The sequence below is a fragment of the Peribacillus sp. NPDC046944 genome (genome assembly GCF_050272735.1).
Lineage (GTDB): Bacteria > Bacillota > Bacilli > Bacillales > DSM-1321 > Peribacillus.
Genome location: NZ_JBNNML010000002.1, coordinates 356,890 through 380,828, shown reverse-complemented (window position 1 = coordinate 380,828; position 23,939 = coordinate 356,890). Strand labels below are relative to the sequence as shown.

The window sequence follows — 23,939 nt, the reverse complement described above, 5'->3', positions numbered from 1 at the left end:
TTTCAATGTAAGTCGCCTGGGCATTCGTACAGGATCAGTCCTGTTGCCCTTGTTAATAATCATCCACAAAGCTTGTGAAGCGGCCAGTTTTCCTTTAAAAAGCTTGCAATCTATCAAATAGGAACGTCAAATGAGGATAGCCGGATTACGCTACAGAACATAAAAAAAGAGACAGCCTTCATGGCCATCTCCATTCTTCATGCCTATTCTTCTTCTACGATATTCCCACCATAGAAAGTGACTTTCGTTAAGGGGATTTCAAGTTCGCGAGCCATTTTCTTCAACTCACGCTCTTCTCTTTCCGTCACGATCGAGATGACCGTGCCATCCGCTCCGGCACGTCCCGTTCTACCAGACCGATGAATATATTGGTCAATGTTTTCAGCCATATCAATATGAACGACGGCTGTCAGTCCTTTAATATCAAGTCCACGGGCCGCCACATCGGTTGCAATCAACATCGGTGACTTTCCAGAACGAAGCTTACGCAACGCTTTTTCACGATCGACTTTATTCGACTCCCCGTGAAGCACGCCCATTTCGATGCCTTTAAACTTAAGCTTCTCATGTAACACGCTAAGCTCGGCAATATCGTTCAAAAAGGCCAATGCCTTCACATCTTTCAATCTTGTGATTTTCTCCAAGATTTTGGACTTTTCGCGTCTTTCGACTACAAAATAAAGATGATCGACCTTCGAATCCATTTTTTCACTTTTATCAACCTTGATCAATTCCGGTTCATTCATGAATCCTCGGGCCACTTTTTCCGTTTCTTCGGGAAGGGTCGCCGAGAACACCATGATTTGGCGGTCCTTAAGCGTCGTTTTGATAATATTGTTGATTGTTTGCATATGCTCGGGAATGATCAATTGATCTCCTTCATCGAGTACGATCGTTTTCACTTCATGCATCTTCAACTTCTTTTGGGCAATCAATTCATAGACACGGCCTGGTGTTCCCGCAATCACTTGCGGATGCTTCTTCAGTTTGTCCAACTGACGCTTCACATTGGCGCCACCAATGAAGGCTGCTCCAGAAATACCGCTACCTTCCGACCAAATCCGAATCTCTTCATTGATCTGCATCACCAATTCCCGTGATGAAGCCAAGATTAAAGCTTGGGGGGATTTTTTTTCAGGATCTATTTTTTCAAGCAATGGCAGTAAATAAGCAAGTGTCTTTCCCGTCCCCGTTGGAGATTCGGCCATGACGTCTTTTCCTTGTGCAATGACAGGAATCGTTTTCGTTTGTACCGGCGTAAGTTGTGCAAAGCCTGACTTTTTCCAGACTTCCTGGATAAATGGCTTTCTATCGTTCAGTAATACAGGTAATTCGCTCATATCGTTCTCCTTTAATAAAAAAACTTTTCATATCCTTTATAGTACCATTTGTTATAGGGTAGTAGCCAACGGAATCCGAATTGTCACCGTCGTCCCTTTATGTTTCTCACTTTCAAATCGCATCTCACCATTCAATCGATGGACAATTTTCTGACAGATGGTAAGCCCGATTCCCGTTCCCTTTTCTTTTATCGAATAAAACGGTTCACCAATTCGCTCCAACCGCTCCGGCTCCATCCCGATCCCATTATCACTGACCATGACTATAGCATGATCATCGATGATTTGCAGGGATATGTCAATTTTTCCATTCTCACCAACAGCCTCGATGCCATTCTTGATGAGATTGATGAATAGCTGTTTAAGCTCGATCGAATCGGCCATGACTAAAACGGGGTCTGCCCCTTTCACTTCAATGGCCATCTCAATATTGTTCAGGTTCGATTCAGCTTTCATGAGTGTATACACTTGATGCAGGCAGTCCCCAAGGTCCAGCTTACGGAAGGTGACATCCTGTTTCTTGCCAAGGACGAGCAACTCGCTCGAAATGATATTGATGCGTTCAATTTCCTTTAACATGATGTCAGTATGCAACGGGTCGACTTCCTTGGTCATATCCATTAATTGCACGAACCCTTTTAATGATGTTAACGGATTTCTTATTTCATGTGCCACTGCTGCCGAGAGATGCCCGATGACGGAGAGCTTTTCAGACATGACCATCAATTCCTCTTCACGCCGGACCTTGGTAATGTCCCGGACGATGGCATAGATTCCAAGTAACTCCTTGTGGACAATGATGGGCAAAAAGGTGACACGCATGATTCGCTTTTCGTCATCCATCCTCTGGATATTCGTTTCGAAGTGTACAGCTTCTCCCTCCAAAGACTTGATAAAATAATCAGATGCTTTTTCATTTTCGATCAAATCGATGAAGTATCCCGCTTGTTTTGCTTTTAATGCCTCACCTCGGACCCCGAGGAACTTTTCGGCTTTTGGATTAACCGACATGATCCTGCCTTCAAGATCCAATTGTAGAACACTATCTGGATTGTGCTTAAACAAGGATTGATACTGCTCATCCTTCAAGTTGAATTCCTGTTGGGACCGCAACATTTTCCCTGTCCAATACCGGATGATGACATAGAGAATGATCCCGGTTATGAATATATAGATCCACCCCTTCGAATGCTGGAACATCGCATAGGTGTGAACATTCTCTTTTGCGCGGGACATCGAGATGTAATCGGTAACAAAAATCCATAAGGCCCCAATGATCATATATATAATAGCTACTTTACCTGCAATTTTATGTGAATGGTTCATCCCGTATCCTTTATATTTATTTTTTGGCTTATTATTCCCAACTCACTCAAAAAAAAGTCCTCATGCACTACACATAAGGACTTTACAGCTATTGTACCATGTTTTTGCTAATGATTGAAAAGAGAGTGCCATCCATTCAATTGAACAGCGCATTCTATTTAGTTAGGTTTTTAACAGCCTGATCAAAATCTTCGTCTATTTCTTTAGAAGGTTTCGCCGATAACAGACTGAAAATCACGACGGCAAGCGTACCTGCGATAAAGCCAGGTATGATTTCGTAGACTTCCGCGAACTTGTCGATGGATTCCCATACGATCACGGTTACCGTACCGATGATCATTCCAGCCAGGGCTCCCCATTTTGTCATTCTTCTCCAGAAAAGGCTCAGTAATATGACCGGTCCGAATGCCGAGCCGAAACCTGCCCAAGCATACCCAACCAATTTTAAAATGGTCCCGCTCGGGTTGAACGCCAAAACAAGGGCAATCACGGATATCGCCAATACGCCCAACCGTCCAACCAGCACTAATTCCTTATCGGAAGCATTTGGACGAACGAACTGTTTATAGAAGTCATCCGTCAACGCACTTGCCGACACCAATAATTGAGAAGCGATCGTGCTCATGACTGCGGATAGAATCGCCGCCAGCAAGAATCCCGTAATTAGAGACGGGAACAACTCTTTAGAAAGGAGGATGAATACTGATTCTGCATTCGCTTCCCCCAAAGGCGCATTCGCCTTGCTAAAGTAAGAAATCCCGACCAATCCTGTGAACATGGCACCTACAATGGCGAACACCATCCAGCCCATACCGATGCGACGGGCACTTTTCAATTCTTTCACGGAAGATATCGCCATGAATCGGACGATGATATGCGGTTGGCCAAAATAACCAAGTCCCCATGCCAGCAACGAAATGATCCCAATCGTCGACATTCCTTCAAACGCATGCAAAAGGGTCGGATCAATTGATTTTATTTCCGTAAATGTTGGAGTCCAGCCTCCTATATTTACAATGGTGACGACAGGTACTAGAATTAAGGCAATGAACATGATGGTTCCTTGAACAAAATCCGTCCAACTCACGGCAAGGAAACCACCGAATAACGTGTAAAGAATGACGACACTTGCCGTCAGCCAGATTCCATATCGGTAATCCAGGTTAAAGGCCGTCCGGAAAAGCTCCCCGCCTGCTACCATACCGGAAGAGGTGTAGAAAGTAAAAAAGATTAAAATGACTAAAGCCGATACCACTTTTAAAATTCGGGAGCTATCTTTAAACCGATTCCCCAAATAGTCTGGTATAGTAATAGAATTATTCGCGATCTCCGTATATGTACGAAGCCTTGGCGCCACGAATAACCAGTTTAGATAAGCGCCTACTGACAGACCGATGACGATCCACCCGGCACTTAAGCCATTCAAGTACATGGCTCCAGGAAGGCCCATCAGCAACCATCCGCTCATGTCGGAAGCACCGGCACTTAAAGCGGTTACAGCCGGACCCAAGTTTCTTCCTCCGAGCATGTAATCCGTCAGGTTAGCGGTCCTTCGATAAGCAAGGTACCCGATTAACAGCATACCTGCCATGTATATGACAATTGAAACGATTGCTCCATATTCCAAAAATTCTTCCTCCATTACTTACGAACCTTTCGATAGAGAAGGCTCATTTTATTAAAATAAGCTTATCAGAAAAAAAAACATAAGTTAAGTAGTTCTTTCTAATACCCAATATATTAAAATATACAATTAATAGACTATTCAAAAAAGCGTTCCAAAAAACAAGGAGGACAAAGTCATGCAACCCTATTTCAAACAACAGGATGGGATCTTCCCATCGGTTTGCTCTCTTGATTGCCCCGATCAATGCGGTTTACTCCTTCACAAAAAAGACGGAAAAATCGTGAAAGTCCAGGGGGATCCCAAACACCCGGTCACAAAGGGAAATATCTGCAACAAGGTCCGGAATATGACAGCCCGTCTATATGATCCGCATCGTCTTTCGCAACCGCTTATGCGAATCGGTCCAAAAGGAAAAGGGCAATTCGCCCCCATTAGTTGGGACGAAGCGATCGGGATGATCACGTCAAAATGGAAGGCCTTGATTGACCAGCATGGACCGGAATGCATCCTCCCCTACAGTTTTTATGGAAACATGGGAAACCTCAGTGCTGAAGGCATGGATCGTCGCTTCTTCCACAAACTTGGGGCAAGTAGGCTGGAGCGTTCCATTTGTAACTCTGCCGGTTCGGTTGGCTACAGTTATACCATGGGCGGTTCGTTCGGAATCGATCCGGAGGAAACGATCGACACAAAGCTTTTCATCATGTGGGGGATTAATGCCGTGAGTACCAATATGCACCAAGTGACAATTGCCCAGCAGGCCCGGAAAAATGGCGCTAAGGTTGTGGTGATCGACGTCCATAAAAACCAGACCGGGAAGTGGGCTGATTGGTTCATCCCCATCCTGCCTGGTACGGATAGTGCACTTGCCCTTGGCATCATGCATATTTTATATGCCGAAAATATGGTCGATCAGCCTTTCCTAGACGCCTATACGGTCGGTTCTGACGAATTGCGTGAGCATGTCCGCCAATATGACCCGGCGACCGTCTCCACGATTACGGGCGTTCCAATCGAAGACCTTTATACATTAGCCCGGATGTATGGACAGACCAAACCATCATTCGTTCGAATCGGTAATGGCCTGCAACATCACGATAACGGCGGAATGGCTGTAAGGACCATCGCCTGCCTTCCCGCCCTTACCGGACAGTGGCTTGTTAAAGGCGGTGGGGCGATGAAAGGGAACTCCGGTTATTTGGCATTTAACAAAGATGCCTTACAACGCCCTGAGCTTTTGCAAAACAAGACTACTCGCGTCGTCAACATGAATCAAATCGGAGAAGCCCTTTTAGATAAGGAGAACCCGATTCGTTCCTTATTTGTATACAGCTCCAATCCTGCCCTTGTCGCTCCCAATGCAAACAAGGTTAAGGAAGGACTTATGCAAGAAGACCTATTCACGGTCGTCCATGATTTATTCTTAACTGAAACGGCGCAGTATGCCGACCTGGTCCTTCCCGCCTCTTCATCCTATGAAACGGAGGATTTTTATACTTCCTACTGGCATAATTACATACAAATTCAAAAGCCAGTCATGGAGAAATATGGAGAGTCCAAATCAAATGTGGAATTGTTCAAGCTGTTGGCTGCTAACATGGGATTCGAGGACCAAGCTTTTCAAGACTCTGAGGAAGACATGATCCGTCAAGCACTCGACTTCCCCGAGAATCCTTATTTAGGAAACATCAACTATGAAGCTCTTTCTGAACATCAGTTTGTGAAAGCCGAGATGCGACCACTCTTCCCAGGGAAACTGCCGACACCGAGCGGCAAAATCGAACTCTATTCCGAACGGATGAAACAGCATGGGTACGAACCATTGCCTACCTATACACCCATCGCGAAAGACAGCGACCTGCCGTTCTTATTCATACCGGCGCCGAACCATAATTTCCTGAATTCGACTTTTTCCAATAACGAGAAACATATATCGATGGAAAAAGAACCAAAACTGCATATGAATACGGAAGACGCAGTAAAACGAGGGATAACAGACGGCGATATGGTCCGTATCTGGAATGCACGAGGCGAATGTGTATTAAAAGCCGTCATAGGAGAAAATGTCCTGGCCGGTGTCCTAGTCAGCCAAGGCATATGGCCAAATACACCTGGCAGAAAGCAGCATATCAATGCTCTCACGCCAGACCGGCTCTCCGATATGGGAAATGGTGCCGTCTTCTTTTCCGGCCGTGTTGATGTGGAAAAAGCAGTGTAAATGACGATTTTATTTCTCGCATTCACTCGTTTCCCGGGAAATATCCTCGATTCTTGTAATATATTGACTCAAATTCTGGATTCATTCGCTCCACAAAAAAGGCTGTTCCCTCTGGGGAAGCAGCCTTTTTTGTGGCATCCGAACCATCCTGTTGTTTCGAATGCCATCCTCTTCACGTCTTATATACCTTCTTTTTCGATAGCTGCAAATGTATCGTCCAAGATTTCGATCAACTTTCCTACCTCTGCTTTAGTGATGATCAAAGGTGGTGCAAACACTAGCGTATCTTGATCGAATGTAACAGATCGGCAGATTAAACCATTTTTAGCGGCCTCCGAAACGATCCGTGGAGCCAAGGGGGTTTCGAATCTTCCCCCCGTTTGTTTGTCTTTGACGATCGATATGCCACCAATAAGTCCAAGTGCCCTTACATCCCCGATTATGGGGTGTTTATCTTGAAGCATTTTAAAGCCTGCAAGCAATTCCACTCCACGTTTTTTCGAGTTTTCAATTAAGTTTTCCCGTTCAATGATTTCGATATTTTTCAACGCAACGGCACAAGCCATCGGGTGGCCACTATACGTGTAGCCATGTAAAAGCGTCCCTTTAGAAAGGGCTATGAAATCCTGATGCATCTTATCATTCAGGACAACACCGCCCAATTGTGCATATCCACTCGTCACGCCTTTGGCAAAGCACATCATGTCTGGTATGACCCCGAAGTGCTCTATTCCGAAATACGCACCCGTTCTGCCAAAACCGGTAATGACTTCGTCCGTCACCAACAAAATGCCGTACTCATCACAAATCTCCCTGACTTCCTTGAAGTAGCCTTCAGGAGGCATATTCACGCCACCAGCCCCTTGTATCGGTTCCGTTATGAAAGCAGCGATAGTTTCCGGTCCTTCCTGTACAATGGTCTTGCGCAATTCCTCAATGGAGGAACCATCCACATAACAGAAATCCGGCGCAAGGGAATTCGTGAAGTCGCGGAAAGGCTTCAATCCGGTGGCACTGGTCGCTCCCATCGCCACCCCGTGATAGGAATTCGAACGGGAAATGATTTTTTGCCGGTTGGGCTGGCCTTTTAAGATCCAGTAGTGACGCACAAGCTTAATCGCCGTATCACTCGATTCCGACCCTCCGGACGTGAAGAACACGGCATTCAGATTTCCGGGTGCGATGGAAGCGATTTTGGCAGCCAACCGAATGGCTGGTTCATTACTGAAGGTGGCAAAATTAGAGGTGAACGCCAATTTCTCCATCTGTTCCTTCGCCACTTTGGCAAGTTCGTCCTGCCCATGCCCGATATTCACGTTCCAAAGGGAAGACATCCCATCGAGTACCGTCCTGCCCATGATGTCCGTAAGGTATATCCCTTTACCCTCGGTAAAAATGAAACTCGGTCCATCTTGCTGCTGTTGTTTGATCGCTGTTGTCGGATGGATAAAATGCTTTTTATCCCAATCAATCAATTGCTGAATATCTGTCTTTTCTTTGACCATGTAGAAACACCCTTCTCTACTGATATTTTTAATACAGAGATATGTATTCTGCTAACAAGATGCATGCCGAGGTACTGTGTTCTAACATAACCATTCAGGAAATAATCAGGAGATAAGTCAACCTCTCTATCTAGTTAATTTTCTGAAATATTTCATTTAACATTGTATTATTCTTGTATTTTTTTTATCCCATAAACTTCGAAAATCTTTAGCCAGGCTATCGCTACATGCCATGAAGACCTGCATACCGGGACCCACTAAAAGGCGGGGACACGAGCAAAAAAAAAAAAAACTAGCTGCTAAGATGACAGCTAGTTTTTGATTCCCTACCTTTTCATGGTACTTTCTTTTTATTTTATTGTTATCGAGCACTCACTTCATGTCGTCCATCAGCGAGTGCCTATTCGAATTCCTTCAACACATAGGCCAAGTTTTCACTCACATCACTTGCGAGCAGACTGCTCTTCGCCCTCGTTTCACTCCATTGCTCCGCGCTTACCCCGTGACAGTATACAGCATTGGCCACGGCCGCTTTCTTATCTTCATAGAATGAGATAAATGCAAGGATCATCCCAGTCAAGGTATCACCTGTCCCTCCTTTGGCAAGTCCATCATTGCCGGTCAGATTCACCCATACATCGCCATCGGGAAACGCCATCACCGTATTTCTTCCTTTGAGTACAACGGTCACCTTATTCGAAATCGCATATTCAGATGCGAGGCGCAGGCGGTCTTTCTGGATTTCCTTCGTCGGAAGACCCGTCATTTTACTGAACTCACCAGGATGGGGCGTGACGATCGTCATCGCTTCACGCATGGGATAGTCGCGTTTCTTAAGGGCTCCTGCATCGATAATGATCGGCAGGTCCCTTTTCATTACTTCATGTAACGCCCGTTCGATTTTTTCCTCATTATCCAATCCTGGGCCGATTGCCACTCCCCTTATCCCTTTAGGCATCGCTCCAGCCGCTACCTTTTCCAGTCCATCATGTAAAAATGTGCATTCCGGCACCCGGCTCGCGATAATTGCTGAAGCGAACCTTGTTGTCGCCACAGTCAGTTTCCCGATTCCACTCCGCATCGCGGCAAGGCTCGCCATCATGGCACTTCCCGGCATTTCATCCGTACCCGCTATCAACAGTCCCGTCCCGAATGTCCCCTTATGCGAGGCACTATTTCGCTTCGGGAAGCTTGCGGCAACGTCCCCTTTGGTCCATACTTGCCAATTGGATGTCTGTGGCAAGCCAATATCGAGCACTTCGGTCTGACCATAATACTCAACACTTCCTTCGAGAAACGCCGATGGTTTGTACCCGTGGAGCGTGAATGTTCGGTCAGCCTTTATAGCCTTTTCCACTTCACCGGTATCGGCCAAAACGCCTGTCGGAATATCGATTGCCATCCGAACGGCCTCTTGCTCATTCATCCAATCAATCAGCTGTTCGATATCATTATGGAGTGGCAACCTCGCTCCGACCCCAAGCAGCGCATCTATCAACACATCATAATCCTCACTGATTTCCGATACCTCAAATCCGCAGTGGAGATAATAGCGGTAGTGGCGCTCTGCAGTCTCAGAAACAGGTTCCCCTAGTGGGATAGCGAGCTCACATATGAAACCATGTTGCTTTAAATAACGGGCGAGAACCACTCCATCTCCGCCATTGTTCCCTTTTCCCGCAAGAATCAAGATTCGCTGCGATTTGCTCACATTTTTGACAATGGCTTCAAATAAAGCCCGTCCCGCATTTTCCATCAGCGTAAACGTTTCAAGTCCATGATCCGCTGCAGTTCGATCGATTCTTTTTATTTCCTCGCCTCGATAGATATACAAAACGAAACACCAGCTTTCTACAAGATCCTTACAAGGTCTAGTTTTGGCCCCACTTATCTTTAAAAATCAAATCATCCATCGACCGTCTCTTTTCCCAATTGGCCGTTTCAAGAATCGGTTTATCGGGATATTGATCGGTATAGCCAACAGACATGAGCGCGACAGGCTCCACGTGTGGAGGGATATCCAAAATGTCCCGGATATCATTCTTCTTGTAAAAACTGACCCAGCCCATCGCCAACCCTTCCGCACAGGCGGCTAACCACATATTCTGAATGGCACAGGCCGTCGATAAAATATCCGTTTCAGGAATGGAGTTGCGTCCAAGCACATGAGATCCACCCCGCGTCGGATCACAGGTCACACAAATCGTATAGGGGGCTTCCTTCAAGCCTTCTACTTTCAAACTAAGAAACTTGTTTTCTTTTTCCCCTTCATAATGAACCGCAAGCGCCCTTCTTTCCTTATCCGCGGCCCAGGCCAACCGCTCTTTAATCTCCTGGTCCGAAACGACAATGAAACTCCATGGTTGCATGAACCCAACAGACGGTGCATGATGTCCCGCCTCCAAAATCTTATGCAAGGTATCCTTTGAGATGGGATCGGGTAAAAAACTCCGGATATCCCTCCGGCTATAAATCGCTTTATATACACCAGCTTGTTCATCATTAGTAAACATACTTCTCCTCCATTATCTCTATCTCTTAGAGAAATTTATCTAAATATTAATATTCAATATGAATTTTACAGGTAAACCCTTACAATGAAAAGCAGCCTCATCCTTCCTATTCTATGACAAAAACCGGAATCGATGAAGGATAGCTAGGGGAAATGGACGCGGGGTACAAGACCTTCATCCGCGAGAAAGGAAAGGAACGAGACTCTATTCATCTCGTTCCATCCACAATCAGGTTGACCCTATCTCGTGGAAGATGTGCATCGACATAGAGATCTTCATAGACCATCCAGTTATCTTCCCACATGGAACGCATCTCTTCCCCATCACGCTCAATTCCACGGTCTAATCGTTTCTCCCGGGGGCACTCCACCCAAATGGTAAAATTATAGAAGGCAGCCAATTCATAGCGAGTGGAGTATGTGCCTTCAATGATGACAGTCCCACCCACTGGGATGGTATGCCACTCAGCCATTGCATCCGATTCCCAATCATAACGTTGGTAGACCGCTTCTTTCCCTGAGGTAAGCGGTTCCAAAACTTGACTGAAGACACGGGACCAATCGTAGTTCACACCAATCAAATTCCCGACTGGAGGCAACTGGGCCCTTTGAGAAGAAGGAAAATAGAAATCATCCATATGAACAATTGTGACATCCTGACAATGAGCTTTTATATAGGCAGCAAGGGTACTTTTCCCCGAACCACCGCGACCATCTATGGCAACTAAATATGGCCTTCGGTTTCCAGGGGAATTCTGGATTTCAGCAATAAGTTGGGAAATCGTGTGCTGGCCACGAATTGTTGGGAAATTCATCAAACCCCTCCTCTTCCTATATATTTCTCTACACCCTCCCAAGAAACCCTCCTTGGGCGCGCAAAAAAATTGAAAGAAGGTACAAAATATGAATTCCATTCCCTTTGCCGTCATCTTCGACATGGACGGCACCCTGTTTCAAACCAATAGGATTTTAGGTTCATCACTTGAAAGAACGTTCAAAGTCCTTCGGTCAGAAGGAAATTGGCAGGGAGAAGCCCCTCTTGCCACATACCAAAAAATCATGGGGGTTCCACTAAAGGTCGTATGGGAAACCTTATTGCCAAATCACGCCGAGTCTATTCGGAATCAAGCCGACCGACTCTTTCTTGAATGTTTGAATCAAGAGATCAAAGAAGGAAAAGGTCAGCTTTACCCAAACGTCATCGAGACCTTGTCAGTCTTTAAACAACAAGATATTCCAATATTCATAGCCAGCAACGGACTTGAAAAGTATTTGGAAGAAATCTGTACATATTTTCATCTGCATGAATACCTTACGGACATTTACAGTATCGAAAGGTCATTGAAAGGCTCGAAAACGGATCTAGTTCACATGTTGTTGAGAAACTATAACATTGAAGAAGCCGTCCTGGTTGGCGACCGAAAGTCCGATATCGAAGCTGCAAAGGAAAATGGATTAGTGGCCGTCAGCTGTCCATTTGGTTTTGCGACTGTCAATGAATTGGTGGAAGCAGATCTTCTCATCGCGGATTTTTTTGAATTACAAGCATATGTTTTTAAACGAATATCAACGCTCTCTTTCTAACAGATCTTTCTGTTCCGCTAGCCATACCACTATTTTATCTTGGATGTCCCTGATTCCCTTTTCCTCCACGAAGTTGTTCAAAAGAATTGAAAAGATGATGCCTTCCCCACTTTTGGTGGTCACATATCCAGACAAAGTGCTCGTAGCGGAAATCGTCCCCGTTTTAGCGCGGACATTTCCCACGGCCGCCGTCTTTTCCATCCGATTCCTTAATGTACCGCCTATCATCTTTTCTTTAACCCCAGCAACCGGCAGTGCATTGAGATAGGAAGGAAACCATGTTTTTTCCCGAACGGAATAAAGGAGTTTGGTCAATTCGTTCGCTGAGATCAGATTGACCTGGCTAATCCCTGAACCATCCCGCATCATGGTCGATTGCGTGTCCATCCCCATCAGCTCGAGCTTACTTTCTGCTATCTTCAATCCACTCTCCCAACTGCCTTCCCCCTTCGCTGCCTTCCCCATTTCCTTCACCAAAACTTCAGCATGTGTGTTATTGCTCAGTTTCATGAAGGGAACCAGCAATTGTGAAAGGGTCATCGAATCATGGCTGGCAATTTTCCTAGCTTGCGCGGGTGTTTTTCCTTGTTTGGTCGTACCTAACACCTTGATGCCTTGCCGTTCCATCGATTGTTCAAATAATCTTAGGGCATATTTGGTAGGATCAATCACCGCCATATATTCTTTTGTCGGCAAGCCATGTTCCGGCATAGTCCCCGTTACCGTCAAGACATTTCGCTCATGATCGCGTTCGACCTTGATTTTCTGCTTTCTGTCCGGTGCTACGGTTATCGCTTCATTAACGACTGTTACATAGTCCGTTTCCGGTTGCATCGTCACGGTTGCTTTTTTTCCAGCCCTTTTCCCTGGTGATATCTCCAGAAGGACAGTCCCGGTATCATACTCCTCATCGGGTGCGGCGGTTAAGGCTGAAACGGCCGCCCCGTAGTACTCTTGCTCATCACTTCGTATTAAATCAGGCGAATGGCGTTCATCGTCATACCATGTATCATCGCCGATAAGATCTCCATGAACATAGTGGATTCGATGTTGCTTCAACACCTTCGCCAAACCATCAAAGTCCTTTTCAAGAAGGGTTGGGTCTCCTTTTCCCTTCAAATAGACATCCCCCTGAAGGACGTTCGCGACCTGAATGCCTTTTATGTATAGTTCCGTTTGGAAGACATGCTCCTCCCCTAACGTTTCAAGTGCCGCTGCCGCTGTCAGAAGTTTCATGTTCGATGCCGGTCTCATCCTTATATCCGCATCATGCTCATACACCAATTCCCCTGTATCTGCCGAACGGATTGAAATTCCGGCTAAGGCCCCGGTTAAAGCAGGCGACTCATGTACGATACGCTTGATTTCACCAGCCATCGATTCCTCTTCATAAGCAGCCTGCATCGTTTCCCCATTAAAAAAGCACATCAAAAACAGAAAGAAAATAATGTATACTTTCCTTATAAAGGTCAAATCCATTTCACCTACTTTTAAATTTCATTCACATGTCCCTTCATATCAGGCATACACAGTATTCCGTATTCCAGGAAAGCCTCACCTCAGGGACTTTTTTAGCTCTAAAGGGAACTTTTACTAAGAATCATCCGTATAAAAGTAATGACACAGTAAGGAGTGAACATATGTATTCAAAGATTCAAGCGCCAACAAAGAAAATTTCGAAAGAATCCATCAAGGTTTGGCGGATGACGGAAACCATCACCAACCTCATTATTCTCGTCATACTCGGCATCTTATTATTCGTTGATACTTATTTTTCCTGGAAAGAGTGGATTGGATGGGTTTTAATCGGACTGACCATCATCGAATGCTTTTCCGCCATTTGGTCCATCATCATCGCCCCCATTTTATTGCAAAAATATTGGCGATATGACGTAAGCGAAGAATTCATCCAAACGAAACATGGAGCGTGGTACGAATCCCATGAACTCATCCCGATGACGAAAGTTCAATCGGTCGAGCTGAACCAGGGGCCGTTTCTACGGAAGTATGGCCTTTATACAATTAGTATCGGAACCATGGGCGACTCACATACCATACCCGCCATTCCGGAGAAAGAGGCGTATGAACTTCGAGATAAAATTGCGCACTACGCCAAGATAAAGGAAGTGGAATGACATGGCGGAACAATCCAAACGGTTACACCCGCTCAAAATCCCATTTGAAATGTGGAATGTGCTGAAGAAGGAATTCTTTTTAATTATCCTCCTTTATGTATTGAATTTTGGTACGGAAAAGGTTTATATGATCGTGCTGCAACTCATCTATCTCTTATACTTCGTATGGAAGGTCATTTCATTGACTTTGAACTGGTTCACCTATACATATCATATAAAAGAAGGAAACATTCAGATCAAGTCCGGGCTTATTTCCAAGTCCTATCGGACAGTTCCGCTTCACAAAATACAAAACGTCCAACGACGGACAACCGTCCTTCATAAGTTTTTCCACTTAACTTCTTTAACGTTCGAAACGGGAATGACTGGTGACCAAGGTTCTGTCTTGTTTGAGGCGATTTCTTTAAAAGAAGCCCAACGACTTGAAACGGAATTTTCCTCACAAGAAATCCCGGCTGTAGAAGAAAATCATCTGGAAGAGGACAGCTTGAAAGAAACGGGTGCTGAACAAACCATACATTTCACACCGACTAAACGGGATGTGTTAAAAGCTTCCTTCACGTCACTAAGCTTCCTGGCCATCATTCCGATTGTCGCTACGATTTATAAAACACTTGATGATTTTTTCAATCTGGAAAATGCCGAAGGGGCTGTGGCATCATTTTTGAATTCATGGCTAACCATAACCATCGCTCTCATTGTTTTAGTAGGATTAGCTATTGGTTTTGGAATTATATCGACGTTCGTGAAGTATGGGAAGTATGAAATTTCATCCGATGCCAAACGTGTGTATATAAAAAAAGGGGTGCTCGATGAATCTGCCTTTTCGATTCAGAAAGAAAAGGTGCAGGCGGTGGAAATCACCCAATCCCTCATCAAAAGAATGCTTGGATTAGCGGAGGTGAAACTGATAAGCGCGGGAAGTACAGGAGATGAAAAACTGGAAACGAATACGCTCTATCCATTTTTATCGGTTGACCGTGCCCATGCCATAATCGAAGAGATTTTGCCTTCTTACAAGGTGGAACGCTCCATGCACCCCTTATCGAAACAAGCTTTCATCGTGCGAATGCTAAGGCCAAGCTATCTCTGGATAGTTGTGACGGTTGCCATTTTTATTTTCAAGCCAGCGATATGGTATATTTCCTTGATTCTTTTCGTACTCATTTATACATCGAGAATCATAGATTACAAAAATGGCCGCTATTTATTACATGACGAATTCATTCAATTTAAATCAGGAAGTTTGGAAACGTCCCTGTTCATCACGAAAAGAAGCAAGGTCATTCAGATTAAAGTCGAACGCTCAAGACTGCAAAAACGCTTTGGGCTCGCATCGATTGAAACCATTAACCGTTCCAAACCGGTACATCATACCAAGCTACAAGATGTTTCCCTTGAATATGCCGACGAGTTTTACACATGGTATATTGATCGCACGAAAAACATTCAAGTCGAATAACCAACCAGAAGAAAGAGTTGACTGCATCCAGTCAGCTCTTTTTTTGTAAGTCTAATTGGCTGACAATGGAGGTCACTACTGTTTTTAATGGATTCATCATTACATGAGATGTCTGTTGTTCGAATCGCTTGGCTGCATCCACCATCGATAATTGAGCAACAGAAATTGCCTTTTGATCATCTTGAACGAGTTGATGTAAGACCTTGATGATTTCAGCATTGTACTCTTCTTTCAATCCTTTCATGATTAATTCGAAAGTATTTTCCATGATCATAATCTCCAAATCCAAGGATTTTTGATGGATTTCCGCATACTTTTCAAGACGCTCCACGGTACCATTAACTGTTGCTGGGTTCGTAAAAAGGAGAATCTGAGGTTGAGATAGCGTACAGATGTATTCGAAGTAAGGTTCATCAATTTTAATGATGGGCACGGATGCTACCATACGTTGGTCTTGTAAAAGGACGATATAGTTCGTGCAAGTAATTAGGATAGCATCCACTTCACATTGAGCGATCCAATCCAGTTGCTCTTTTACTTTTTTCTTTGCTTCTGTTTTATCGTAATTCCCAACAGACGTCATTCGATACATTATGGAAGAGTCCACAAAATGCATGAGATCGATGTCATAGATTGAAAGAGCTCTTTCTATATATTCTATATTTGAATAATGGGCATGAAGGCATCCTAATCTTTTTTTCAACTCACCATTCCCCCTTCATTATGCTTTCTGATTATTCTACCAGTAAAATTCCTTTCTTGGATAATCTTTTCTTTCCTGTTTCAATCACTTTACCTCCTAATATAAGTCATTATTATGAATTTTCTAAAAAAACTAAAAGATAGGGAAACTAAGCCGAAATATCTAAAGAACTCATAAGAAGTAGATATAAAGGAGCAAACCTATGAAACGTCTGAAAAACTGGTACTTCAATTCTCTTAAAAAACAAATACTGATACCCTTTTTAGCTTTAATTATTATTAGCGGATTTCTCATATCCTACGTAGCCTATGATCAAAGCATTGAACTAACGACAGATGAACTGAAAAATACGACAGAAGGTCAAGTAAAATCAATGAATGAAGTATCCGATCGCTTCTTCCAAGAAAAGGAAAAGAATTTAGACAGGATAAGCAAAGATGTGGCCATGACCACACCCCATTCAGACGCTGATTCCATACTTACTGAGTTTACCAATACCCAAACAACCAATGAAGAGATCATCAGCTTGTACATGGGGACGGAGAAGGAAGGACAGACGATCATCTTCCCTAAAGCCTATTTACCTGGTGACTTTGACCCAAGGCAACAAGATTGGTATCAAGAGGCTTTGAAAGGAAAGAATGAAGTCATATGGACCGAGCCTTATACGGATACTGCGACCAATTCCCTTATCATCACGGCAGCAAAAGCAATCTATGATGGCGATAAATTGGTCGGCGTTCTTGGTGTCGACATCGCGATGGAAACGTTACTGAATACGATCAATCAGACGAAATTCGGGAAAACGGGATATGCCATTCTACTGAATGAGAAAGGGTCTATCCTTGCCCACCCTGATCAATCGAAAATCATGAAGGATCTTTCGGCTCAACCCATTTTTCAGCAAATGAAAGGTGAATCAGGATCTATGATCCTGGATTTTGAGGATAAAAGGCAAATCATCGGATACTCATCCAGTCCTACTACTGGTTGGAAAATAGCTGGAGTCGTGGATAGAGATGAAGTGGTGGACCGTGCAAGCTCTATGGTCATGCACAATATCCTGGCCATGATCGTCACTTTTACTTTGGCTACCATTTTTTCCATCTTCATCACACGTTCTTTGACAAAGCCCATTAAACGCCTTCAAGAATCCATCAAGAAAATGGCTGGCGGTGACTTCGCCTCCACGATTTCCATTTCCAGTGGGGACGAACTCGGCAAGCTTGCAGAAGACACCAACACCTTAGCAGAGAATATGAGTGCCATGCTTAAAAATGTCCATGCCCTTTCCAATAAGGTTGCCGATTCCTCCATGTTGCTCGTTGCCAGTGCCGAAGAGAATTCGGCTGCCGCAAACGAAGTCGCCATGACGATGGAACAAATCGCTTCAGGTGCCATTGATCAGATCGAAGTCGGCCAAGATAACGAAACGGCCATAGAGCTCATGGCCGACAAAATCAACAACCTGGAAAATCAGGCAGAAAAAATGTCGCTTGCCTCCGATGACATGTTCAAGGCATCGGAAAATGGAATGATCACCGTTCAGGGCCTAAAACAACAATTCGATGTTACAGCCCAGATATCCAACCAGATGAGTACAGCCGTAAAGTCACTGGATGTTCGATCCCATACGATTAGCGATATCGTCAAAACCATAACAGGGATTGCCGGGCAAACCAATTTACTCGCCTTGAATGCAGCCATCGAGGCAGCCAGGGCAGGCGAGCATGGAAAAGGTTTCGCCGTCGTTGCCGATGAAGTGAAAAAATTGGCCGAACAAACGGAACACTCCTTAAAGGAAATAGCAGAAATCATTTTTGCCATGCAAACTGATACCGCAAATACGGTTAGCTTGATTGATCAGGTCAACCAGAAAATCGATCATCAGAGTACATCCGTCACGAACACCGAAGTGGCCTTTGGCGATATTGCATCAATCATCTCTACCACATTCAGTAACTTTGATGAAATAACAAGTACCATGCACGAAATGATTGCCCAGATTGCCGTGATGTCAGGCAACGCGAAACAACTAAACTCCGTTAGTCAGGAGGCAGCTGCCGGCACAGAAGAAGTGTCCGCTTCAATCGAAGAGACGAATGCCTCCATGGAACAATTAAATGCCCTGGCTGGGGAATTGGACAGCCTATCGCAGGAAATGCACAAGGAGATCCAGAAATTCAGCTACTAAACAAAAGAAAGAGCAGAAGCCAAAAGGCCCTGCTCTTTTTACACGCTCTAAATTAAAGTGGTCTTCTTCTATTCGTAAGCGTTTCATCCGTTTCCGTAATACCTGTGTATGAAGAGTTACCCCTTTTCGCATCGGCATCCACCAATACAAGCAGTTTCCCATTCTTAACATCCGATTCATATTGAGTGGCTTCACGCTCAGGGATACCGAGGCCAATCAATGTACCGGCCAAACCACCTGTACCAGCTCCTACTGCCGCACCAGCTAATGTAGCTGCAATCGGTCCAGCCGCAAGTACCGGTCCGATTCCTGGAATGGCCAAAGCACCGATTCCCGCTAAGAATCCAGCTGTTCCGCCTAAAACTCCACCAGTGGCAGCTCCAGTAGCAAGCCCTTCCTCTACTTTCGTTCCTGTTTCTTTTTTCACCGTTCTAAGTTCTTCTTTATCTTTAGCAACCACCGAAATATCATCTTGAGTATATCCTTGAGCCTGTAATGCCTCAACTGCCTGAATGGCCTCTGATCCAGTATCATAAACTCCAATTATACGTTTATCCATATCTATCATCCTCCTTAAAGAATGTTGTTTGTCGCTCCCTCTTTACATACCCCCGGAATCCAAAGCACTAAACACATTTCCACCGGAAAAGATTTATGGTTCAAGCCCATTTATAAGGGTATATAAAATTATAGTTTGCATACTTATAGGAGGGTTTTTTTTAATGCTTATCGATTTACTGAAAGATTTAGTCTCCATTGACAGTTCCTCCAAAGAAGGGGCCAATGAAGCAGTGGATTTCTGTGCCGGTTGGCTTAAGGGCCAGGGATTGACTGTGGATGTGATTGAAAATAACGGGTACAAAATGCTCGTTAGCGAAATCGGGAGTGGAGAAAAAACATTGATATGGAATGGCCATGTTGATGTAGTGAGCGGGACGCCTAATCAATTCTTCCCCGAGGTGCATGAAGGGAATTTATATGGCCGTGGAACGGCCGATATGAAAGCGGGGGTTGCAGGTATGATGTGCGCCTTCGCCGAATTGAAAGATAGGGACTTAGGGTTGAAAATCCAGCTACAAATCGTTTCCGATGAGGAAATCGGGGGCTTGAACTGCTCCGGCTACCTAGCGAAGCATGGATATCGAGGCGATTTCGTCATCTGTGCAGAACCCACGCAGTTAGGCATCGGCCTACAGGCTAAGGGCTCCCTTCGCCTCGATATCGAAGTTTCCGGTAAATCCGCACATGGAAGCCGTCCATGGGAAGGTGTCAATGCCATCGAAAAGGCCTATGATATCTATAGAAAAATCAAGGACCTTCCTTTCACACGGGAACATACCCCCCTTTACGCTTCCCCCTCTCTCAATCTCGCAAAAATAAAGGGCGGAGATGTGTACAATAAAGTACCGGATGCTTGTTTACTCAGTCTCGATATTCGTTATCTTCCAACCCAGACAATGGAGGAAATCGTCGAGCAAATCGAAACCGTGGTAGGCAAGAACGTCCATATTAACATGTATAGTAAACCCGTTAATACGGAAGAAAACGATCCTTACATCACCCTACTCCGTCCGATTATCGAAAAGAACACGAAACAGGAAGCGGTCGTCTTCGGTCAACATGGCTCCGCTGACACCATCTTCTTTGCAGCGTACGGCATCCCAGCCATCGAATTCGGTCCAAAAGGGGAGAATTGGCATGGTGACCGGGAATGCGTCAATCTCGAATCCGTCGAAGTCTATCAAAAAATGCTCGTTGATTTTGCCTCTGAATTCATTTTACAAAAATAAGTATAGAAGGAAGCCGATATGTCCATCTATCGGCTTCTTTTTATAGAAGAATCCATCATGAACGTCACTTCTAACCTCTTAAAACGGAAAGTTCTCTTCTTCCCATATAATTGACAGCCTTTTCTTTCAAAAATGACTCGTCATATCCTCTTAAAATGACAAAACCATAAAGTAGGCTTTTAAGCCCATACTTTTTCCGCTTATTTTTCCATATTCATACAAAATACATTATGAAATCAAGTAATCTTCCAAATTTTATAGAAAATTATGAAGTATTTCGTGATAAAAGTTCAAATTAATATTATTCCTTTTACCTAGTTTATTTTTCAATGAAATGTTTTTGTAACACAATTACTATGCCACCGAAACATTATTGTCATATAGACCTGTTATTCTAAGTCTACGCTTTAAAACAAAGGAGAATATTAATTGAAAAAAATACTACTTCCTATTATCACTGCTTTCTTCCTGGTATTTAGTTTTTCCGGAGTTTCATCAGCTGCTACTACTACATATAAAGTTAAAAGTGGTGACACACTATGGGGCATCGCGAGTAAACATAACATAACGGTCAATCAACTAAAGAGTTGGAACAACCTTAAAAAAGATCATATTAAACCAAAACAAGTTTTAAAAGTTAAGAAAACTGTAACGAAGGCAAAACCCAAAGCAAAAAAAGCATCAAAGAAATATAAAACTATCACAGTCAATGCTACAGCCTATACAGCGAACTGCAAAGGGTGCAGCGGGATTACGGCAACTGGCCTTAACCTGAAGAAAAACCCTAAAGTCAAAGCTATTTCTGTCGATCCTAAAGTCATTCCACTAGGAACAAAAGTTCATGTAGAAGGTTACGGAGATGCCGTAGCAGCAGATAAAGGCAGTGCGATTAAAGGAAAAAAAATCGACGTCTTCTATTCTTCTAAAACAAAAGCTCTTAACTGGGGCAGAAAAACAGTAAAAGTGAAAGTCTATCAATAAAAAGTAATCAGCTTGTAACAATTCAGGCTGTTTTTTTTTGCCTTTTTTTCTTTTATAGTCATTATTTCACCATTCATATTTACTGAAAATTCAGCTAATGGTATGATTGGTCCATCAATCAGAAGCGAGGTGTACATATTGAAGATAGTCGTTATCGGAGCCGGTGCACTTGGTTCCTATTATGGAGGTAGACTACAGCAAGCAGGACAACAGGTTCAATTCGTCGTCCGTAAAAACCGAGCCCAACAATTGAGAGAGCAAGGGTTGAACATAACAAGCCCTCATGGAAACTATGAGTTTAACGAACTTCAATTCACAGAGGACGTACATGACATACAACAAGTTGACTTGGTCCTCCTAACGGTAAAAGGGTTCCACCTGAGAGGGGCGCTGCCTGACTTGAAGGTCCTGGTCGATAAAGGGGCAAAGGTTCTTCCCCTTTTAAATGGACTCGAGCATATCTCCATACTTCAGGATGAACTGGGCGAAGCGAACGTCATAGGGGGAAGTGCCTTCATTATCGCTACCTTAAACGAAAAAGGCCATGTCGTACACTCTAACCGGAACCATGACTTAATTTATGGCCCGCTTCATCCCTCTCAACAAGAGATCTGCGATGAGTTTGAACAAGCAGTTAGTTCAGCCATCATGGGAGCAAGCAGGACAGAAAACATCTTAATTCGTCTATGGATTAAATATATGTTCATTACTGCTTTCTCCGGCGTGACAACAGCATCCAATCTTCCCATAGGGACCATACGCAACTATCCAGAAACGAACCGGGTACTGGAAAAGGCGCTTGTGGAAATGCAGATGCTCGCTAACGCTCATGGCATTGGATTGACGGAAAGGAATGTCGCTCAGGCACTGGAGGACATAGCGGCTTTACCCGACGAAGCTACCTCCTCCATGCATCAGGACCGTCGGAAAAATCAATCCCTTGAAGTCGAGCATTTACAAGGGGGTGCCCTAAGGCTCGCCAAAAATGCCCATATCCAACTTCCTGTGATTGAAACCCTCTACGCACTCATCAAGCCTTTTGAACAATGATTTTTCTTAGGCACCAGTTTTAAAACTGGTGCTTTCTTGTTCCTCCTCTCTTCTCCCTCTCTCTCACTTTCCAAGACCAAAAAGACCAAAAAGAACAATATCACCAAAAGAATATTCTGACTCTTCCTTCTGTTACACTATAGTTAATTAAAGAAAGCGCTATCATATAACAAAGGAGAATACAGTATGAAACTATTAAAAAATCTAACTGTCCAAGTCATCATAGGTATCATTCTCGGTATTACAGTCGGTTTCTTATTCCCTGCTTTCGGTGAACAGCTGAAAATCTTAGCTGATTTGTTTATTAAAATGATAAAAATGGTCATCGCACCCATCATATTCTTAACCGTCGTTATCGGCATTGGCGGCATGGGTGACATGAAGAAAGTGGGTCGTATCGGTGGGAAAGCCCTCCTTTACTTCGAAATCGTTTCCACCGTTGCCCTTGCGATTGGTCTTATCGTGGTCAACCTGTTAGGACCGGGTAAAGGATTTAACATCGATTCAGTGGAAGGCGGAGATGTATCGCAATATACAACCGCTGCTGAGGAAACAGAACACGGTGCCATAGCCTTTATCTCCAATATCATCCCGGACAATGCTGTCGCTGCAATGGCCGGTGGAGACTTGCTTCCTATTCTGTTCTTTGCCGTCTTGTTCGGTATCTCCATGGCAATGATCGGACCAAAAGTACAACCTGTCGTCTCCTTCTTACAACATATAGCGGATATTTTCTTCGGCATCGTTGGGATCATCATGAAGTTTTCACCGCTGGCGGCATTTGGGGCCATGGCCTATACCATCGGTAAGTTCGGGCTTGGTTCTCTAAGTTCTTTAGGACAATTAATGGCTAGCGTATATATTACCATGGCGTTATTCATCATCATCGTCCTTGGGGGCATCGCAAAATTCTATGGCTTCAACATTTTCAAATTCATCGCTTATTTAAAAGAGGAACTTCTATTGGTATTGGGAACTTCTTCTTCGGAATCCGCATTGCCAAGTGTGATGAAGAAACTTGAGAATTACGGATGTTCAAAATCCGTGGTCGGGCTGGTCGTACCGACCGGTTATTCCTTTAACCTTGATGGCACATCGATTTACCTGTCGATGGCAGCCATTTTCATCGCCCAAGCTTATGGCGTGGATTTAAGCATCTGGCAGGAAATAACCCTTCTTGGAATCCTGATGCTAACATCTAAAGGGGCTGCAGGTGTAACAGGGTCCGGTTTCATCACCCTTGCGGCAACATTGGCTGCTTTCCCGATGATTCCTGTTGAAGGCATGGCACTTCTTTTAGGAGTCGACCGCTTCATGTCGGAAGCTCGTGCCATCACGAACCTGATCGGAAACAGTGTTGCTACAGTTGTCATTTCTAAAACAGAAGGCGAATTTGATCCAACTCATTCAAACTACAACAATTTGGATGAAGTAGCCGCCTCCACAGATCGATGAAGAACGGACACTAAGAAAGAGGATAGATGGGAAGCAGAACTCTCTGCCCGCATCTAT

General features: G+C 44.2%; 19 protein-coding genes. 9 read left to right on the top strand and 10 right to left on the bottom strand.

Going from position 1 to position 23,939, the window contains the following annotated elements:
- Positions 1–203: 203 nt before the first annotated feature.
- The 3 genes from ACQKIC_RS04795 to putP form a co-directional block, all read right to left on the bottom strand.
- Positions 204–1,340, bottom strand: coding sequence for a DEAD/DEAH box helicase (locus ACQKIC_RS04795; protein ID WP_402871896.1), 1,137 nt, complete (start codon positions 1,338–1,340; stop codon positions 204–206).
- A 51-nt stretch (positions 1,341–1,391) separates the two neighbouring features.
- Entirely contained in the window at positions 1,392–2,666 is a 1,275-nt protein-coding gene (locus tag ACQKIC_RS04790; protein WP_402871898.1) for an ATP-binding protein, read from the bottom strand.
- 154 nt (positions 2,667–2,820) lie between these two features.
- Entirely contained in the window at positions 2,821–4,293 is a 1,473-nt protein-coding gene (gene putP, locus ACQKIC_RS04785; protein ID WP_427591611.1) for a sodium/proline symporter PutP, read from the bottom strand.
- Between the two features lie 175 nt (positions 4,294–4,468).
- Between putP and ACQKIC_RS04780 the strand changes: the two genes are divergently transcribed.
- A complete protein-coding gene (locus ACQKIC_RS04780; RefSeq protein WP_427591612.1) occupies positions 4,469–6,511 on the top strand; it encodes a molybdopterin oxidoreductase family protein in 2,043 nt (680 codons plus the stop codon).
- A 179-nt stretch (positions 6,512–6,690) separates the two neighbouring features.
- Here ACQKIC_RS04780 and ACQKIC_RS04775 read toward each other — a convergent pair whose 3' ends face one another.
- The 4 genes from ACQKIC_RS04775 to ACQKIC_RS04760 all read right to left on the bottom strand — a co-directional run bounded on the left by ACQKIC_RS04775 (position 6,691) and on the right by ACQKIC_RS04760 (position 11,343).
- The gene (locus ACQKIC_RS04775; protein WP_427591613.1) at positions 6,691–8,016 is read right to left on the bottom strand and encodes an aspartate aminotransferase family protein; all 1,326 of its coding nucleotides are present in this window, start codon (positions 8,014–8,016) and stop codon (positions 6,691–6,693) included.
- Positions 8,017–8,416: 400 nt separating this feature from the next.
- Complete coding sequence (locus ACQKIC_RS04770) at positions 8,417–9,850, bottom strand: NAD(P)H-hydrate dehydratase (protein WP_427591614.1); 1,434 nt, start codon at positions 9,848–9,850, stop codon at positions 8,417–8,419.
- A gap of 37 nt (positions 9,851–9,887) precedes the next feature.
- Positions 9,888–10,529 (bottom strand): 5,6-dimethylbenzimidazole synthase, encoded by a 642-nt coding sequence (gene bluB / locus ACQKIC_RS04765; protein WP_402871915.1) that lies wholly within the window; start codon positions 10,527–10,529, stop codon positions 9,888–9,890.
- A gap of 208 nt (positions 10,530–10,737) precedes the next feature.
- Positions 10,738–11,343 (bottom strand): uridine kinase family protein, encoded by a 606-nt coding sequence (locus ACQKIC_RS04760; protein WP_402871917.1) that lies wholly within the window; start codon positions 11,341–11,343, stop codon positions 10,738–10,740.
- Between the two features lie 88 nt (positions 11,344–11,431).
- Here ACQKIC_RS04760 and ACQKIC_RS04755 point away from each other — a divergent pair, with 88 nt between their 5' ends.
- A complete protein-coding gene (locus tag ACQKIC_RS04755; RefSeq protein WP_427591615.1) occupies positions 11,432–12,112 on the top strand; it encodes an HAD hydrolase-like protein in 681 nt (226 codons plus the stop codon).
- Here ACQKIC_RS04755 and dacB read toward each other — a convergent pair.
- Positions 12,095–13,540 carry a D-alanyl-D-alanine carboxypeptidase/D-alanyl-D-alanine endopeptidase gene (dacB, locus tag ACQKIC_RS04750; protein ID WP_427668562.1) on the bottom strand — a complete coding sequence of 482 codons (1,446 nt, stop codon included), beginning with the start codon at positions 13,538–13,540 and terminating at the stop codon, positions 12,095–12,097. The two genes, ACQKIC_RS04755 and dacB, sit on opposite strands and share 18 nt — an antisense overlap.
- A 212-nt stretch (positions 13,541–13,752) precedes the next feature.
- Here dacB and ACQKIC_RS04745 point away from each other — a divergent pair, with 212 nt between their 5' ends.
- A complete protein-coding gene (locus tag ACQKIC_RS04745) occupies positions 13,753–14,247 on the top strand; it encodes a PH domain-containing protein (protein WP_402871923.1) in 495 nt (164 codons plus the stop codon).
- A 1-nt stretch (position 14,248) separates the two neighbouring features.
- Entirely contained in the window at positions 14,249–15,709 is a 1,461-nt protein-coding gene (locus ACQKIC_RS04740) for a PH domain-containing protein (protein WP_427591617.1), read from the top strand.
- Between the two features lie 31 nt (positions 15,710–15,740).
- On the opposite strand, the gene ACQKIC_RS04735 is transcribed toward ACQKIC_RS04740, so the two are convergent.
- On the bottom strand, positions 15,741–16,412 hold the full coding sequence (locus ACQKIC_RS04735) for an aspartate/glutamate racemase family protein (protein ID WP_427591618.1): 672 nt from the start codon (positions 16,410–16,412) through the stop codon (positions 15,741–15,743).
- A gap of 202 nt (positions 16,413–16,614) precedes the next feature.
- Between ACQKIC_RS04735 and ACQKIC_RS04730 the strand changes: the two genes are divergently transcribed.
- Positions 16,615–18,606 (top strand): methyl-accepting chemotaxis protein, encoded by a 1,992-nt coding sequence (locus ACQKIC_RS04730; protein ID WP_427591619.1) that lies wholly within the window; start codon positions 16,615–16,617, stop codon positions 18,604–18,606.
- Positions 18,607–18,658: 52 nt separating this feature from the next.
- On the opposite strand, the gene ACQKIC_RS04725 is transcribed toward ACQKIC_RS04730, so the two are convergent.
- Entirely contained in the window at positions 18,659–19,165 is a 507-nt protein-coding gene (locus tag ACQKIC_RS04725; RefSeq protein WP_402871935.1) for a general stress protein, read from the bottom strand.
- Between the two features lie 163 nt (positions 19,166–19,328).
- On the opposite strand from ACQKIC_RS04725, the gene ACQKIC_RS04720 reads away from it, so the two are divergent.
- The 4 genes from ACQKIC_RS04720 to ACQKIC_RS04705 all read left to right on the top strand — a co-directional run bounded on the left by ACQKIC_RS04720 (position 19,329) and on the right by ACQKIC_RS04705 (position 23,882).
- Positions 19,329–20,396, top strand: a complete 1,068-nt coding sequence (locus ACQKIC_RS04720) for a M20 family metallopeptidase (protein WP_402871937.1) — start codon at positions 19,329–19,331, stop codon at positions 20,394–20,396.
- 429 nt (positions 20,397–20,825) lie between these two features.
- Positions 20,826–21,377, top strand: coding sequence for a 3D domain-containing protein (locus ACQKIC_RS04715; protein WP_427591620.1), 552 nt, complete (start codon positions 20,826–20,828; stop codon positions 21,375–21,377).
- A 129-nt stretch (positions 21,378–21,506) separates the two neighbouring features.
- The gene (locus tag ACQKIC_RS04710) at positions 21,507–22,427 is read left to right on the top strand and encodes a ketopantoate reductase family protein (RefSeq protein ID WP_427651306.1); all 921 of its coding nucleotides are present in this window, start codon (positions 21,507–21,509) and stop codon (positions 22,425–22,427) included.
- A gap of 186 nt (positions 22,428–22,613) precedes the next feature.
- Positions 22,614–23,882: a dicarboxylate/amino acid:cation symporter gene (locus ACQKIC_RS04705; protein ID WP_402871946.1), complete on the top strand. Its 1,269-nt coding sequence runs from the start codon at positions 22,614–22,616 to the stop codon at positions 23,880–23,882.
- Positions 23,883–23,939 lie beyond the last annotated feature (57 nt).

Excerpts from the sequence above, each read along its gene's own strand:
- ACQKIC_RS04795 (WP_402871896.1), bottom strand. The coding sequence starts at position 1,340 with ATGAGCGAATTACCTGTATTACTGAACGATAGAAAGCCATTTATCCAG.
- ACQKIC_RS04790 (WP_402871898.1), bottom strand. The coding sequence starts at position 2,666 with ATGAACCATTCACATAAAATTGCAGGTAAAGTAGCTATTATATATATG.
- ACQKIC_RS04780 (WP_427591612.1), top strand. The coding sequence starts at position 4,469 with ATGCAACCCTATTTCAAACAACAGGATGGGATCTTCCCATCGGTTTGC.
- ACQKIC_RS04775 (WP_427591613.1), bottom strand. The coding sequence starts at position 8,016 with ATGGTCAAAGAAAAGACAGATATTCAGCAATTGATTGATTGGGATAAA.
- bluB (WP_402871915.1), bottom strand. The coding sequence starts at position 10,529 with ATGTTTACTAATGATGAACAAGCTGGTGTATATAAAGCGATTTATAGC.
- ACQKIC_RS04760 (WP_402871917.1), bottom strand. The coding sequence starts at position 11,343 with ATGAATTTCCCAACAATTCGTGGCCAGCACACGATTTCCCAACTTATT.
- ACQKIC_RS04755 (WP_427591615.1), top strand. The coding sequence starts at position 11,432 with ATGAATTCCATTCCCTTTGCCGTCATCTTCGACATGGACGGCACCCTG.
- dacB (WP_427668562.1), bottom strand. The coding sequence starts at position 13,540 with ATGTGCTTTTTTAATGGGGAAACGATGCAGGCTGCTTATGAAGAGGAA.
- ACQKIC_RS04745 (WP_402871923.1), top strand. The coding sequence starts at position 13,753 with ATGTATTCAAAGATTCAAGCGCCAACAAAGAAAATTTCGAAAGAATCC.
- ACQKIC_RS04740 (WP_427591617.1), top strand. The coding sequence starts at position 14,249 with ATGGCGGAACAATCCAAACGGTTACACCCGCTCAAAATCCCATTTGAA.
- ACQKIC_RS04730 (WP_427591619.1), top strand. The coding sequence starts at position 16,615 with ATGAAACGTCTGAAAAACTGGTACTTCAATTCTCTTAAAAAACAAATA.
- ACQKIC_RS04725 (WP_402871935.1), bottom strand. The coding sequence starts at position 19,165 with ATGGATAAACGTATAATTGGAGTTTATGATACTGGATCAGAGGCCATT.
- ACQKIC_RS04720 (WP_402871937.1), top strand. The coding sequence starts at position 19,329 with ATGCTTATCGATTTACTGAAAGATTTAGTCTCCATTGACAGTTCCTCC.
- ACQKIC_RS04705 (WP_402871946.1), top strand. The coding sequence starts at position 22,614 with ATGAAACTATTAAAAAATCTAACTGTCCAAGTCATCATAGGTATCATT.